The organism is Salinicola sp. MIT1003, from assembly GCF_001858555.1.
GTDB classification, from domain to species: domain Bacteria; phylum Pseudomonadota; class Gammaproteobacteria; order Pseudomonadales; family Halomonadaceae; genus Salinicola; species Salinicola salarius.
In genome coordinates this window covers 1-14493 of the sequence record NZ_MCAP01000017.1, presented here as the reverse complement: position 1 = coordinate 14493, position 14493 = coordinate 1, and the positions used below count along the sequence as shown (strand labels likewise).

The 14493-nt window shown below is 58.5% G+C and carries 13 protein-coding genes; 2 read left to right on the top strand and 11 right to left on the bottom strand.

Annotation, left to right across the window (positions count from 1 at the left end):
• Positions 1-201 precede the first annotated feature (201 nt).
• Positions 202-2055 carry a MobH family relaxase gene (gene mobH, locus BC443_RS09075; RefSeq protein WP_071231520.1) on the top strand — a complete coding sequence of 618 codons (1854 nt, stop codon included), beginning with the start codon at positions 202-204 and terminating at the stop codon, positions 2053-2055.
• Entirely contained in the window at positions 2048-3001 is a 954-nt protein-coding gene (locus tag BC443_RS09070) for a tyrosine-type recombinase/integrase (RefSeq protein ID WP_071231519.1), read from the top strand. Before mobH ends, BC443_RS09070 begins: the two co-directional genes overlap by 8 nt.
• A 583-nt stretch (positions 3002-3584) precedes the next feature.
• Here BC443_RS09070 and BC443_RS09065 read toward each other — a convergent pair.
• The 11 genes from BC443_RS09065 to BC443_RS18195 form a co-directional block, all read right to left on the bottom strand.
• Complete coding sequence (locus BC443_RS09065) at positions 3585-4871, bottom strand: TRAP transporter large permease (protein WP_071231518.1); 1287 nt, start codon at positions 4869-4871, stop codon at positions 3585-3587.
• 9 nt (positions 4872-4880) lie between these two features.
• A complete protein-coding gene (locus BC443_RS09060; protein ID WP_071231517.1) occupies positions 4881-5417 on the bottom strand; it encodes a TRAP transporter small permease in 537 nt (178 codons plus the stop codon).
• Positions 5418-5485: 68 nt separating this feature from the next.
• Positions 5486-6472 carry a TRAP transporter substrate-binding protein gene (locus BC443_RS09055; protein WP_071231516.1) on the bottom strand — a complete coding sequence of 329 codons (987 nt, stop codon included), beginning with the start codon at positions 6470-6472 and terminating at the stop codon, positions 5486-5488.
• Positions 6473-6511: 39 nt separating this feature from the next.
• The gene (locus BC443_RS09050; RefSeq protein WP_071231515.1) at positions 6512-7051 is read right to left on the bottom strand and encodes a type II 3-dehydroquinate dehydratase; all 540 of its coding nucleotides are present in this window, start codon (positions 7049-7051) and stop codon (positions 6512-6514) included.
• Positions 7052-7068: 17 nt separating this feature from the next.
• The gene (locus BC443_RS09045) at positions 7069-7839 is read right to left on the bottom strand and encodes a glucose 1-dehydrogenase (protein WP_210766271.1); all 771 of its coding nucleotides are present in this window, start codon (positions 7837-7839) and stop codon (positions 7069-7071) included.
• Positions 7840-7862: 23 nt separating this feature from the next.
• On the bottom strand, positions 7863-8648 hold the full coding sequence (locus BC443_RS09040) for an SDR family oxidoreductase (RefSeq protein ID WP_071231514.1): 786 nt from the start codon (positions 8646-8648) through the stop codon (positions 7863-7865).
• A gap of 4 nt (positions 8649-8652) precedes the next feature.
• Positions 8653-9459, bottom strand: a complete 807-nt coding sequence (locus BC443_RS09035; protein WP_071231513.1) for an alpha/beta fold hydrolase — start codon at positions 9457-9459, stop codon at positions 8653-8655.
• Positions 9456-10676, bottom strand: coding sequence for a CoA transferase (locus BC443_RS09030; protein WP_071231512.1), 1221 nt, complete (start codon positions 10674-10676; stop codon positions 9456-9458). Before BC443_RS09030 ends, BC443_RS09035 begins: the two co-directional genes overlap by 4 nt.
• Positions 10673-11443 (bottom strand): IclR family transcriptional regulator, encoded by a 771-nt coding sequence (locus tag BC443_RS09025; protein WP_071231511.1) that lies wholly within the window; start codon positions 11441-11443, stop codon positions 10673-10675. Before BC443_RS09025 ends, BC443_RS09030 begins: the two co-directional genes overlap by 4 nt.
• A 31-nt stretch (positions 11444-11474) precedes the next feature.
• Positions 11475-12623, bottom strand: a complete 1149-nt coding sequence (locus tag BC443_RS09020; RefSeq protein ID WP_071231510.1) for a thiolase family protein — start codon at positions 12621-12623, stop codon at positions 11475-11477.
• On the bottom strand, positions 12620-13951 hold the full coding sequence (locus tag BC443_RS18195; RefSeq protein ID WP_083387303.1) for an alpha/beta fold hydrolase: 1332 nt from the start codon (positions 13949-13951) through the stop codon (positions 12620-12622). The genes BC443_RS09020 and BC443_RS18195 overlap by 4 nt, the downstream gene beginning before the upstream one ends.
• Between the last annotated feature and the right edge of the window lie 542 nt (positions 13952-14493).

The following is a 14493-nucleotide window of genomic DNA, read 5'->3' as shown; positions in this document are numbered from 1 at the left end:
CGTAGGGAGTGTCCTGCACGCTGCTCGATACCCTGTCGACCGGCTCGTGTCGCAGACTTCAACTATAGGTCCTCCGGGGGTTGTGGCACTGTGCCGCATCAGTGCAAGAAACCTCACCGAATCGGTTTAACATTTCAGCTTCGCCCAAGCATAGATCCCTGTCACATATGTCTTTTGAGATGACAGTTCTAGGGAATAAAGATGATGCGACGCTTAGGTCTATTCGCGCGATCCAGCCCAGTAACTCGAGACCGGGAAGGCTTTCACACCCCCAAATCGGGGCAGGAACTGCTCAAGACCCCGCGTCGTCAGCAGATGGTCAAGCTGCTCTGGGACACGACGTCGTTGACCCAGGGTGTTTTCAACGAGTACCTGCTCGCACCAGTTTGTCATTACGCCGAACTGGTACAGCTCCTTCCAGCGTCAGAGTCTCATCACCATGCCTACTCGGGCGGCATGCTCGATCACGCTCTCGAGATGGCTTGTTACGGGTTAAGACTGAGACAACGTCACTTACTCCCACCAGGCGCAAAACCGGAAGATCAAAGCTCTTCTGGGGAGTTATGGAGTGCCGCCGTCATCTATGGAGCTCTCATGCACGATGTCGCCAAGACGCTGGTCGACGTCGAGATCCATCTTGAGAGTGGGAGTGAATGGCGACTATGGCACGGCCCTATTCCGGCTCCCTATCGAGTTCGCTATCGATCTGGACGGGAATATCACCTGCATACTGCGGTTAATCCATTGCTATGCAAACAAGTCCTCGGAGCAAGGGTTCTCGATTGGATGATGACCCAGCCCAAGCTCTTTTCATTGTTCATGTACACCATTACGGGACACACCGAGCGTGGCGGGATCATCGCGGAGCTGATCCATCAGGCGGATCGAGCGAGCGTTGCAAAGGCATTGGGCGGTGACCCGGTACAGGCACTTTCAGCGCCCGTGGAGTCAATTCAGCGAAAGCTGGCCGAGGGACTTCGGTATTTGGTCAGGGAACAGTTCCAGCTAAACCAGAAGGGGGGGACTGGATGGCTCACGGACGAGGCTTTGTGGCTGGTGTCGCCGAAAGCGGTCAACGAACTCAAGACACATTTGTACGCGCAAGGTGTCAAGAGCATCCCGGCGAATCTGAACAGGCTCTACGGCGAGCTACAGGCTCATGGGTTGATCGAGGAGGTCAGCGAGGGGAAATCGGTTTGGAAGTGCGACATCGTGGATGGCGAGTGGGAGCAGTCATTCAACATGATCAAGGTGCCTCCAACCCTGATCTGGGGTGTGGAGGGTAAGCCGGAACCATTCAGTGGCAAGCTGACGATCAAGGGGGAAGGAGCTCCGGACGAGGAGAAATCGACTGTTGGGGCGCTGGCATCTACGAGGGAGAAAAACGAGTCCGACAGTCAGGCGGAGACGGGCAACGCCTTGCAGTCCAGACCTAACTCGTCGAAGCCGCGATCAGAGAGAGTGTCTACTCCGATCGAGGATACCCTCGACAATGACATCATGGCTCTATTCCCTGAGATAGATTCCGGGAAGACGCCAGGACCTGCGGATTCTGAAGTTTACACCGAGCCAGTGTTACAAGACTTACACAGCGCTGATTCACATATATTTGATAAAACGAGCGAGGCTCGACTAACGTCGAACACCAAAAATGCGAATGATAATTCGGATCTCGGTGAGCGGTTCTGGCATTGGTTGAAGATGGGACTTGAGGATCACTCTATCGTCATCAACGACACTAAGGCACCCGTCCATGTGGTGGGCGGCACCTATTTTCTCGTCAGTCCAGGCATCTTCAGGCGTTTCAGTGCAGCGGTACTGAACGATGAAGATCAATGGAAAGCGGTTCAGAAACGCTTCCAAAAGCTGGGCGTGCACGTCAGAACTCAAGGGCAAAACATCCACAACGTCTCTGTCGAGGGACCGAACAAGACCAGACTGCTGAAGGGGTACCTGATCAAAGATCCACGCGAGGTGAGTCAGCGGATACCTCCTGACAATTGGGTATTGACTCTGTTAACAACACAAGGAGAGAAGGAAGAGTCAAATGAATGATGTATCGTTTCTGGAGCTGTTGAGCCGCTATGCAGCAGATAAGCACCTTCGGCCCAAGAGCGTCAGCACCTACACCGCGGTCGTACGGTTATTCAGACGCTATTTGGGTTATGAAGCCTATCCAAGTACGGTCACACGACACATGGTGATCGAGTGGAGGATATCGATAATACGGACGCTGGATAAACCGGACGGCATAGCTGAATCCAGCTGGAATAACTACGCACGCCATCTCAAGGCGCTCTACAGCTTCGGTATAAAATATCAACTGATCGCATGCACCCAGAATCCTTTCAACGAGGTTTCCGTCAAACAGCCCAAACAGTCCAAGAAGTCGCTCCAGCCCCTGCAGATCCGCTACGCGCGTGAGGTGTTGGACATTTGCCGCCGTTATGAGATTTGCTACGAGGAGGCATCGAAAATCCATCCGGCCTGGTTTTGGCAGTCACTGATGGAGACTTTCTTCTACACGGGGATTCGACTGAACCAGCTACTTCACTTGGAAGCGGGAGACATCAATCTCAAAAAGCGCGTTTTTCGAGCATCAGCAGTGGGCTCAAAAACACACTCGGAGAGCATTCTCCCCATACCTGACGGTTTGTACCCGTATATCCATACGTTAATCGTGGCGGCGCATAATGCCGGTTTTAAAAGAAAGGACCAGCTGTTTAATGTGAATCGATTCAGTCATCGCCATAAACGCACAACGATGGATACCTGGCAGGTCGAGCGATTCTTTCAGGCGCTATCAGATCTCACAGGGTATAAGATGTCTCCGCATCGCTTCCGTCACTTCCTCGCGACGAGCTTGATGGAAAGCCCTGAGCGCAATATCCACGTTACCCAAAATATACTCAATCACACCGATATACGCACCACGATGGAATACGTTCATCCCGACGTCGAATCCATGCGTCGCGCCCTGAACGCCAGGCCACCCGTATAGTCGCTTGAGAATCAACAGACAGAGGGGTGTAGTGGTCAATTGTTTTTGGCCACTGTCTTTGAGCATTCCAGTACTTCTTTGCAGCCCCCCACTCGGGGCAGCCCATCGTTATGCCTGTGCGGCCGGAGACTACTGTAGTATCCGATCATACTCAATGAGGGATGACTTTGCCTCCGCCACACTGGGATAGTCAAGCGCTGGCTGCCAGTGGGGGGGGGAGGGGCGCATACAATTCAGGGTTCGCTCGGAGGGGGCGATAACGGCATCCGGCTCCAGAAGGCCGTGTTCGGCTCATAGGACATACCAGCAATCGGCCTGCTGACAAGCGTAGGCGCGCAGACTGCGGCACCAGCTGTTTGGCCTTCTTCACACATGACACCAAGGCGACCTTCACGTGTGCGGCTCGTGCTACTGGAATAGGACGGTAAGATCTTTCAGCATACCTGCTCACCGAGACTAGCCCATGAACGATTCTTAAACGATGGAAAATGCGCGTGCCAAGCCGTCGCGGTATGGCACGCTGCGTTTCCTACCTTATCAAGCCAGTCCCCGCGGTGCCCTTCGGCTAGGACGCTCTGATCGTTTAACTTCCTCCCAGCAGTTCGGGCAGTAGTAGTGTGATCTGCGGAAACAGGGTCAGCGCTATAAGCGTGGCGATCGCCGTCAGTAAGAAGGGCAGCACGCCGCGCGTGCCCTCTTCCAGACCGATCTTGGCCAGCACGCTAGAGATGTTGAGGCAAAGTCCAGCCGGCGGGGTGATCAGCCCGATGCAGAGGTTAACCACTACGATTACCGAGAAGTGCGTGGGATTGACCCCTAGTTTCATTGCTATCGGGTAGAGCACCGGGATCAGCATAACCAGTGCGGCGTTGGTTTCGATGAACATACCTACAACCAGCAGCAGCACATTGACAAACAGCAAGAATACTAAGGGGTTGTCGATGTTGGTGATCACGAAATCTGAGATTATGGCGGGAATCCCCGTATAGGCCATCAACCAGCCCAGAAGGCGCGCTGCCGCCACGATAATCATAATTAGCGCGGTGGTTCGCGCCGCCGAGGCCAAGCTTCGGCCTAGCACCGGCAGTGTGATGCGACGATAGACGAGAGTCCCGACTAGTAAGGCATAGAGAGCGGCGACCACGGCAGCTTCAGTAATGTTGAAGATGCCGCTGCGAATACCGCCGACGATCAGCACTGGTAGTGCCAGCCCTGCCGCTGCGCGGTAGAAGGCAACCCAGATCTCGTGTCCGCTCGAGCGCCCCTGCAGCGGATACTGGCGGCGGTGACTGATCCAAGCCGCTAGCCCGAACAGCGCACACATATAGAACAACCCTGGCAGAATACCGGCGAGAAATAGCGTGATCACCGATTGCCCAGTCAAGGTAGAGACCACGATGAACGGTATGGAGGGCGGGATAATAGGCGCCATCACGTTGGCCGAGGCTACAATGCCGGAAGCAAAGCGCGCCGGATAGCCCGACTCCTTCATGGCCGGAATTAAAATGCGGCCGAGTGCGCTGGTATCGGCCACCGCCGAGCCTGAAATCCCCGCGAACAGTGCCGAGGAGAGCACGCTGCTCATCGCCAGACCGCCGCGAAAGCGGCCCAGCAGGGCATTGGCGAGATCAAGCAATCGTTGAGTGATCCCTCCAGCGCTCATCAGACTGCCCGCCAATACGAAGAATGGAATCGCCAGCAGGGAGAAACTATCCAGACCGATGAAAAGGTTCTGGGGAATCACCATCAGGCTGATATGGCCCACGAACATCAACGTCAGTGCCGAGGCGCCGATGATAGCGAAGGCAATGGGCAAACCGATCAGCATCAGGCCGAAGGTGCCCAGGGTAAGAATGGCAATAGTGGACATGGCTTTTTCCTATTCGAAGCCGTCGGCGTCACGGGTCCAGTCGGGGGCGCGCCTTTCCAATCGAATCAGCACCAGCACCACGGCCATCAGCGCCGAGCCAACCCAAAGCGAGGCGTAAATCCAGGCCATAGAGATTTCTAGGGCTGCCGAGAGCTGGATGGCATTCATTTCGGCGAATGAGAGTCCGTAAAAGAACATCACTCCAAGGATGATCAGCATGATCAAATCACGAATGACTAGAATCCCCCCTTTAATCGTCAGGGGCAGGCGATCCAGCAATACGGTGACCGTGACGTGTCCACCGCGTTGGATGACCGCGGCGGAACCGACCATCGCCATCCATACCATCAGCGAACGTGCGACCTCGGCGGACCATGAGGAGGCATCGCCTAGCACGTAGCGAGCGAACACCTGCCAGGCCATCACCACGCACATAACGAACATCATCGATCCCAGGACGATATCCAGCAGGTAACGGATGAATAGTGCCGTGGTTGCCACCGCACCATGATTGTCGCTGAATGTTTGCTTCGTCGTTCCTTCCATAATCCACTCCCGGCGTCTATTAGGCGTAACGTCGGGCCCAGGGCCCGACAGCGAGCAGGAGAAAGTGGTTACTTGACCGCCTTGATGCGCTCCACCCATGGTTGAAGCGCCGGGAAGTCGTCCGCGAAGTCACTGTTGGCAAGTTTCTCGGCAAAGGCGGCGCGATCACTGTCCACGAAGGTCACGCCCTTGCTCTGCAGATCAGCGCGCAGTTGGGATTCTGTTGCGATCATCTTCATCGTGGCTGCCTGCATCACTCGGTTGCCTTCCTCGGTGAGAATGGTACGGGTCTCCTCGGGCAATGATTCGAAGTAGGAGCCCGAGAAGATCAGTGTCATTGCACCCATCACGTGGTTAGTCGTGTTCACGTAGTCCTGTACCTCATAGAGGCTGGCGTTACGTATCACCTCGAGCGGATTCTCCTCACCATCGATCAGCCCATGCTGGAGCGAGGTGAAAACCTCGGCCATGCCCATAGGTACTGGACTGGCGCCGAGTTGATTCCAGGTTTCTCGATACATTTTGAGCGGCGGTACACGCATCTTGAGTCCGGCGAGATCCTCAGGCGTCTTAATAGCTCGGTTGGCACTGAGCTGGCGCGCACCGCGGTAGGCTGCTCCGATGAGATGAAATCCGGTTTGCTTCTCGATAGCGGCGAACAAGTCCTGACCGACGGATCCGTAATAGACGTTATTGAAGTGGTCGAGATCGCGGATCAGATAGGGGTAGGACTCGATACCGGCCAACTCACCATAGCGATCGAGGGTGCCGATGCTCTGCAGCACGATTTGATTGGTGCCCATGCGCAGCCCCTCGATGGACTGAGGCCAGTCGCCGGTCGTGCCACTAGGAGAGATGTGAATGGTGATCTTGCCATCGGAGCGCTTCTCGACCGCTTCCTTGAAGTTTTCAGCGACGATGCCCCAGTGATCGTCCGGATTGTAGATATGAGCAAATTCGAGCTGAACCGGCTCTATATCAGCGGCGGCCGGCATCGCGGCGAACGAGCTCAGCGAGGCACAAGCGGCGAAAAAAGCTTTTTGATAGTTGTTCATCTGGCGTGTCTCCCGGTTATTGTGAGTTGCCCTGCAGAGTTAGTCTGTGTCGATGCTGGCGCCCAGAAAATCTTGGTCATCGAGGGCGTGGACGAGTCCGGTCAGGGCCGCTACGTAGCTGTATTGACGCAGCCCCATGGTCATGCCAGTGGCGGTATGGGTGAAGCTGGAGTGGATGCTCCCACCACCTAGCCCACGTGCTGCGCCGGCGCTGGCGGCGATATTGGAAAAATGTACCTCGACCACTGGTCGTCCAGTGTCTTCAAGGGCGTGACGCACGCCTTCGCCCACCGTAGTCAGCCCAGCTGGATTGATGATGTAGCCGTCGACGCGGGCTGCCGATTCGTGGATGAATTCGAGAATTGCCCCCTGATAGTTGGAGGAGAAGTTCTCAACGCTGACACCGAGTCGGCGACCGTAGTCTGCAATGTAGGTTTTCAGCTCATCGAGCGATCCGATGCGCCCGTAGACCTTCTTTGAACGGTTGCCAAGACTAGACATGTTGGGACCGTCGATCACCGCGATGCGGTGCTCGCGGTCGCCGGCACGAGTGATATCGCAGGAAAATTGTTGGGTCATGTGCACTGCCTCCGAGGTCAGTTGAAACGCAGGCCAGCGTCGACATTGAGCGTCTGGCCGGTGATGTAGTTGCTGTGATCAGAGGCCAGAAACAGTGTGGCTCCGATCATGTCGGTAACACCGCCCTTGCGCTTGAGCGCCTGGGCGGCAAGGATGGCGTCCCACTGCTCGGGCTTGATGGTGTCGCGCGGGACTTCTGTAACGATACCGTGGGGGCTGATCGCGTTGACGTTGATGCCGGAGTCGCCCAACTCAGTGGCCAGCGCCCGGGTCAGAGCGACCACCGCGCCTTTGGAGGCGACGTAGTGGGCGTAGTGAGCGCGCCCGGTCTGGACCACGCTGGAAGAGATATTGATGATCTTGCCGCTGCCTCGCTCGCGCATGGCGGCGGCAACCGCCTGGCAGCAGAAGAAGACGCCACGGGCGTTGACGTTCATCACCAAATCCCACTCGTCGACATCGATCTCCTCGAACGGCTTCATCTTTAGGGTCGAGAAGACCGCCGCGTTATTGATCAGCACGTCCACCTGGCCCCACGCCTCAAGGCAGGCGGTGACCATGGCATCGACGCTAACGCGGTCAGAAACGTCGACCGCCAGGCCGAGCGCTTGACCGCCGCTAGCGGTGATCTCGGCGGCGACCGCTGCAGCCTTGTCGGAATTGAGGTCGGCTACCACCACTCGGGCACCGGCGGCGGCGAACTCAAGAGCGTAAGCCCGGCCAATGCCTTGGGCACCGCCGGTTATGATGACGACTCGCTGAGTGAAGTCCATCTGGCTGTTATTCATTGTGCTGTTTTCCTGTGTCGAGATCAGTCAAGGCGTGAGGCAAGCCGCAGCGTGCCCATGCCGCCATCCAGAACGAACGTGGCGCCGGTGGTGGAGCGAGCCTCGGGATCGGCCAGCCAAGCCACCGCTTCCGCCACCTCGCGCGCCGAGACCATGTGGCCAGTAGGCTGCCGCGCTTCGAATTCACGCCGTTTCGCCGCCGGGTCCGTCGTGCGATTGGCTAGTTCGGTCATGAAGGGGGTATCAACCGTCGCCGGGCTGACGCAGTTGCAGCGAATGCCTTCGGCGATCAAATCGGCGGCGATCGATAGCGACATCGACTGCACTGCGCCCTTACTGGCAGAGTAAAGCGCTCGCTGAGGGATGCCGTTGACTGCAGTGCAGGACGACATGGTCACCACCGAGGCGGCCGTCGAGCGGCGCAACCACGGGAGGGCAGCGCGTAGCGCGCGCATCTGTCCCAGCACGTTGATATCGAGTACGCGCAGCCAATCCGCTTCACTTCCTTCCTCAACCCCGCCAACAAAACTGACGCCAGCGTTGTTAACCAGCACGTCGAGACGCCCGTGGGAGGCGGCGAAAGCGTCGACCGTGTCGCTGACAGCGCTCTGGTCGCGCAGGTCTGCGATCAGTGCCTCGGCACCGGCTGGCACCCCGTCGCGAGTGAGATCGAGAGAGGCGACGTGGCAACCGTATTCGATTAGCAGCTCGGCTACCGCTTGGCCGACGCCGGAGGCGCCGCCAGTGACGAGTGCAACGCGGCCCTGCAGACGTGCGCCTCGCACGGCTGTGGAGGGTTGGCTTGTCATTAACTCACTCCTTATTACGGTATGCGGAGGCGGCTTCGGCGAGGCAACTGCAGCGCCGCCAGTACGATGTCAAGACCTCGGCCAGCGCCGCTGGGTGGGTCAGTGGCCCCATGTGGCCAGAGTTCGGCAAAGTCACCATTTCAATGTCGGCACCCCGGCTATCGGCATAAAAGGAATCGGCGATCTCCGTCAGCGCAGAAGGTGGCGTCGAGATGTCGTTGGCCATCGCCAGCAGTAAGGTCGAAGGCAACTTAGCTACCAGCTCACGATAGCCACCGAAGCTGGCGAAAACGCGCCAGCAGGCGGCGTAGCCGGCGGGGGTCATGCGCCTCAGGCTGCGTGTCGCGTAGCGGTGGGCGACATCGTCTTCTTCACCGGCACCGAACCAGCGAGCAAGGGTAGTTTCGATCGCATTTTCCATACCGCCTCTCAGAGCCTGCTCGCCCCGCTCAACGAAAGCCGGCAGACCCATCGGCGGCGTCGCGACCAATGTCAGCGAGGCGATCCGAACATCAGCACGTGCGGTGGCCAGCGCCGCCACCGCACCCCCCATCGAATGCCCCAACAGATGAACAGGCCCAGCCTGCTGCGTCTCGACTACTGCTACAGCATCATCGACCAACGCCTCAAAGCTCGTCGGCGGCGTTAGCGCCCGGGTGCCGTGGCCGAGCTGATCAAAGGTGATCAGACGCCACCCTTGGCCGAGGCAGTGCCCCAGCGGAGTGAAGGCCGCCGCGTCGAGCCCTAGCGAGTGCAGCGCCACGACGGTTCCGAGTTCACCGGAGCCGCTTTGAACACAGCTTGGAATCATGCCGGACGCCCCTCACGCAGCACGCCGTTGGCATGCATCGCCTCGACTTCCGCGACCGGCATGTCGAGCCATTCTCCGAGCACTTCTGCGGCGTTGCGGCCCAACTCTGGCGGGTAGCGAGCCAAGTGACCATCAGCATTGGCGAACTTGACCGGATTGCCGACCACCTCGATGTGATGGCCATCGGCGTCCTCAAGCGGCAGGATCATGTCGCGGCCGCTGGTGCGGGCATCCTCGAGCGCTTCCGGCACCGTCTTGATCAGCGCCACCGGCACTCCTTCGGTGCTCAGCGTCTCGACCCACTCGGTGGCAGCGCGTTGGCGAAAGGCGGGTTCGAGGATCGCCCACAGCGCTTTGCAGTTCTCAAGTCGCCGGCCGCCATCGGAGAAGCGCGGATCATCTATCAGCTCCGAGTGGCCGAGTCCGCGGCACAAGCCCTGCCACATGCGTTCAGTATTGGCGGTGATTACCAGTTCGCGGTCGTCACCGGCGATGAAGGAGCGATAGGTGGGAATGGAGTCATGCCGCGCCCCCTGATGTGATGGGGTGGCGCCAGCAATCAGGGCATAGGCACTTTGGTAGGAGAGCATCGCCAATTGACAGTCGAGCATAGAGACATCGACCACCCGTCCCTCGCCACAACGCTCGCGGTCGGCCAACGCGGCGTTGATGGCAATGGCGGTGTAGAGCCCAGCTACTGTATCCCCGGCGGGGATACCGAGACGCACTGAGGGGCGGTTGGGCTCGCCGGTGAGACTCATGACGCCAGAGAGCGCCTGCACGATCATGTCATAGGCGGGCTTGTCTCGCATCGATCCGGTCTGACCGAAACCGCTGATCGAGGCCCAAATCAGACGGGGCTGCTCAGCCCGAATCTGTTCGACATCAAGGCCGAGACGGGCCGGAACACCGGGACGGAAGTTCTCCACCACCACGTCGACCTCGCCGATCAGTCGCCGTACCAAGGTGAGACCTTCAGGCGACTTCATGTCGATCGCCAGCGAGCGCTTGTTGCGATTGTTGGCCAGATAATAGGCACTATCTTCGCCCACGAAATGAGGCGGGATGACGCGACTAGAATCGCCGCCGGGCGCCTCTACTTTGACTACGTCAGCGCCCATGTCGGCCAATACTTGGGTGCAGAATGGACCGGAGAGGAAGGTGGTCATATCCAGAATTCGGTATCCGGCAAGCGGTCTGGAGGATATATCGCTCATGCGGGGTAGGCTCCCAACAGGCTAGAAAGGGTGTAGGCGTGATGCGCGATGGTTTCACCGATCCGCGGCACTTCCGCCTCGTCGAGGCGCCCCTTGGGCGAGGTGAGGCAGAGTGAACCGAGGATGCCGGTTGCGCCGAATACCGGCGCCGCGATTCCGCGGGCACCGTGCAATTTCTCGTCCTCGCTCACCGCATAGCCAAGCCGACGCACCGTCTCAAGCTGCTCATGCAGCGCCGTCGGCTCCGGCGGTGACGCCCCGCTGGCGGGGGATGAGCACTCGGCTCCGAGCACCTCGGCGACGATGTCGTCAGGCAGATAGGCGAGAATTGCCTTACCGGAGGCACCCCAAACCAGTGATAATGGCCGGTTCATGTCCATGCGGTAGGTCAGACGCTGTTGGCCGTCAGAGCGGGCGACGAAGCTCATGGCTCGCTCGGCAGGCAGGTAGAGGCCGAACACCACGGTTTCGTCATACTGCTGCACCAGCGAATCGAGCATCGGCTGTGCTAGGGCGCTAGGCGATACTCTATTGACCACCCGCGCAGCGACTCGATAGAACTGAGGGCCGATGGCATAGGTTCCTGACTTGGTACCGGTGGTAACAAAATCGTCGGCGCGTAGCAGGTTGAGCAGCCGGTGCACCGTCGAGGGCGCCAGTCCCATCGCCTCGGATACGTGTTTAACAGTGACTTCACCCTCGGCATCGGCGATGAATGCAAGCAGTTTGAGGGCTCGGCTGACGGTGCCGGTGGACGTCTCTGTCATGTTCTCTCCTATACGCAGCGGCATGACGTCGTTACGGCGCGATGCGCTCGTAGATGTGAACGGTGCAGGCCCCGTGGTCCATTCCGGCGACCCCCCCGCCGGTGACATGGCTTAGCCCTAGTCGAGCGCTCTCCACCTGTCGCTGCCCGGCCTGGCCGGTCAGTTGCCAGTAGAGCTCTACCGCCTGTGCCACGCCGCTGGCGCCAACCGGATGGCCCTTGGAGAGAAGTCCACCGCTAGGGCTGACCACTACGTCACCGCCGTAGGTACTGCGACCGTCGCGTAGATAGCCGGCCGACTCACCAGGAGCGCACAGTCCCAGGGCTTCGTAGTAGACCAGCTCGGCGATGGAAAAAGCGTCGTGTAGTTCGACGAGGTCTAGATCCTCGGGACCGATACCGGCCGCTTCGTAGGCGTCGCTGGCCGAATGGCGTGTGATTTCTGGGTCGAGCATGTCGCGGTAACCGGATGTCGCTTGGCCTGAGTGGAGTACCGACGCACGAATACGCACCGTGGGCCTTCTCAATCGCTGCCGGACGCGCTCTGAAACCACCACCAGAGCGGCGGCGCCGTCACCGGTTGGACAGCATTGGAATAGGGTCAGCGGATCGGCAATGGGGCGCGACGTCAGCACCTCCTCGACGCTGACCTCCTTGCGGTACTGGGCGTAGGGGTTCTTTGCGCCGTGACGTCGAGACTTGACGCTGACGCCGGCAAGCGTGGACGCGTCGACCCCACGTTCATGCAGATAGCGCCGTGCCCGCATGGCATAAAGCGCCGGCATTACCATTCCAGCCTGCACCTCCGGGTCCTCGGCCACCAGCGGTAGCACACCGCCACCAAACTGAGTGAGTTTGTCGACGCCGATCACGAGCACGATATCGTGCCGCCCGGCCAAGATATCTTTGGCTGCCTGATGTAGCGCAGTAGCGCCCCCGGAGCAGGCGTTGTCGACGTTGATCATCGGCACTCTCCCGATGCCCACCTCCTTGGCGATGCGCTGGGCGGTTAACATGCCGCCGAAGGCGTGTCCGCAGACTACCGATTCGATCTCATTGGCGTCGATTCCAGCCGATCGCAACGCATTGAGCACTGCGGGGACGGCTAGTCCGGAGTAGCTAGCGTTTGGATACTTGCCCATAGGGATCATGGCAGCACCCACTAGGTTGGCGTAGCTCATCGGGCGGCTCCTATATTGGTGGGAACGACGTACCAACAAGCCTTGTCTGCGTCCAGCTCGACCGGAATGTCGCAGGCCAGCGCTTGGGGATCCGGCGCACGCACCTCAGCTAGAACCCGCAGACCATTATCGAAATCGACATAGCCAATGGTGTAAGGCACCTTGCGGGACGACGAGACGTGCACTGTGGCGAATGAGTAAAGCGTTCCCCGGGGGCCAAAAGTAATCGGTGTCATGTCCCGCGCGCCGGTCTGCTGGCACACCGTGCGTTGCGGGAAAGCAAGATTGCCCGACGAGGGCGAACGACTCCCGCAAAGCAGCACTTGCCCATCGTCGATCATGAAGTCTTGGCGGGATTCAAGGTCCAGATCGTCGAACGGCAGGGCGTCGTCGCACCATCCCGTGCCATCTGTCTGGTGGATGTCATCGATGCTCTCTGTCACGTCTTCAGCTCCTGATTGTGAAGGGGCGACGCGGTGTCGGGAAGCCATCGCTTCCACCTCGTCGATGAAATCGCGTAGCGCCCTGCCGCAGGCACGAGGAGATTCGATCGCCGGTGTGTGTCCAGCTTCGGCGAACTCGAGATGGCGGCTACCCGACACCCGTTCAGCGATGAGTTCCATGTCGGCGGGGGACTTGGCGCGGTCGAGGCTGCCGCTGATGAGCAACAGTGGCATGTTCAGCCGCGGTAACTCTGCTTCGACCCTGGGGCGGGTGTAGACTCCGCGCACCGCCGCGGCGATGTCAGGGCTCAGTGCCCCAAAATGCTGTTTCCAGTGCGCCAGCACGGTGCTGTCGCCCTGTTCCAGAAAGCGTGAACCAAACATCAGTGACGCCAGACGCATCTGCTGCCCTATGCCGCCTGTCTGGCGCAGTTGTGCTTCCAATGCCTGGAAGCGAGCCTTATCGGGTTCCTCTTCAGCGCTACAGCATGCCAGTGTCATGGAGCGAATCAGCATCGGGTGCCGCAAGGCCAGGGCGAGAGCGACATAACCGCCCATCGAACTGCCGAACAGATGAACTGGACGTCCTATTCGCTGTTCGATAAAGACCGCGACATCCTCAGCCAATTGGTCAATTGTGGGCGTTGAACCGCCAGCTAGATTGGCTCCTTGGCCACGATGATCGGGGGCGTAACAGTCGCGGCCTGCATTTAGATGGGGTACTACGGCTTCAAACATTAAGCCATCGAAAAAAAGCGAGTGTAGAAAGAGAACCGGGGTGTGATCGGCGTCTGTTGCGGAAGGCCAATGACGGAAACGTAGCGCGGTGCCATCACGGGCAACGTAGTCGTCAATTAGCGCGTCGTTTTGTACCGGGTTGTTCATGCTAGATACTGGCCCTGTTATTCCGTTTAACGGAATTATGTTTTGGTATGTGGAATACGCTACGGTCGGAGAAAGAGACTTTCAATCGCGACTTTCGTTTATACGACTTAAGCCGCGTCAGCACTCACGCACTTGGATCTCCTGTAAGTTTGGTTTTATTTACTGCTTGAGATTAGTGAGGGAGTCCGAATTATTAAACGGGATGAATCGGGTGCTGGGAGCGATGTGGCGCGTCGTCAAACCGGACATATCTTGCTGTGAAATTTTTCTGACTTATCCCAGTTTTATTACCTCTGCCTAGTTAGTAGGCCTTGGGGTTGATTGATATTCTTTCTGCTTCGTCTGTTGGCTGGCTTGCCAACTCGTAGCGAATTTTGAGGGGTGAGATTTTCAATAGCGCCGTGCAGGTGGTACTCGTTGTAATTCCTTCGCCAGGCTGCGATGCGGGCTCTGGTTTCGACTAGCTGTAGGGTCCCGGATGATCGGATCGCCTATAGAAGTTATCCTCTGCTAGCAGCGAGAGAGCTTCTTCAGCAATTCAT

What these genes read in the sequence shown, in the direction of transcription:
- BC443_RS09030 (WP_071231512.1), bottom strand. Translation starts at nt 10,676, where the DNA reads ATGAGCGATATATCCTCCAGACCGCTTGCCGGATACCGAATTCTGGAT.
- BC443_RS18195 (WP_083387303.1), bottom strand. Translation starts at nt 13,951, where the DNA reads ATGAACAACCCGGTACAAAACGACGCGCTAATTGACGACTACGTTGCC.
- BC443_RS09045 (WP_210766271.1), bottom strand. Translation starts at nt 7,839, where the DNA reads ATGAATAACAGCCAGATGGACTTCACTCAGCGAGTCGTCATCATAACC.
- BC443_RS09055 (WP_071231516.1), bottom strand. Translation starts at nt 6,472, where the DNA reads ATGAACAACTATCAAAAAGCTTTTTTCGCCGCTTGTGCCTCGCTGAGC.
- mobH (WP_071231520.1), top strand. Translation starts at nt 202, where the DNA reads ATGATGCGACGCTTAGGTCTATTCGCGCGATCCAGCCCAGTAACTCGA.
- BC443_RS09070 (WP_071231519.1), top strand. Translation starts at nt 2,048, where the DNA reads ATGAATGATGTATCGTTTCTGGAGCTGTTGAGCCGCTATGCAGCAGAT.
- BC443_RS09060 (WP_071231517.1), bottom strand. Translation starts at nt 5,417, where the DNA reads ATGGAAGGAACGACGAAGCAAACATTCAGCGACAATCATGGTGCGGTG.
- BC443_RS09025 (WP_071231511.1), bottom strand. Translation starts at nt 11,443, where the DNA reads ATGACAGAGACGTCCACCGGCACCGTCAGCCGAGCCCTCAAACTGCTT.
- BC443_RS09040 (WP_071231514.1), bottom strand. Translation starts at nt 8,648, where the DNA reads ATGACAAGCCAACCCTCCACAGCCGTGCGAGGCGCACGTCTGCAGGGC.
- BC443_RS09035 (WP_071231513.1), bottom strand. Translation starts at nt 9,459, where the DNA reads ATGATTCCAAGCTGTGTTCAAAGCGGCTCCGGTGAACTCGGAACCGTC.
- BC443_RS09020 (WP_071231510.1), bottom strand. Translation starts at nt 12,623, where the DNA reads ATGAGCTACGCCAACCTAGTGGGTGCTGCCATGATCCCTATGGGCAAG.
- BC443_RS09065 (WP_071231518.1), bottom strand. Translation starts at nt 4,871, where the DNA reads ATGTCCACTATTGCCATTCTTACCCTGGGCACCTTCGGCCTGATGCTG.
- BC443_RS09050 (WP_071231515.1), bottom strand. Translation starts at nt 7,051, where the DNA reads ATGACCCAACAATTTTCCTGCGATATCACTCGTGCCGGCGACCGCGAG.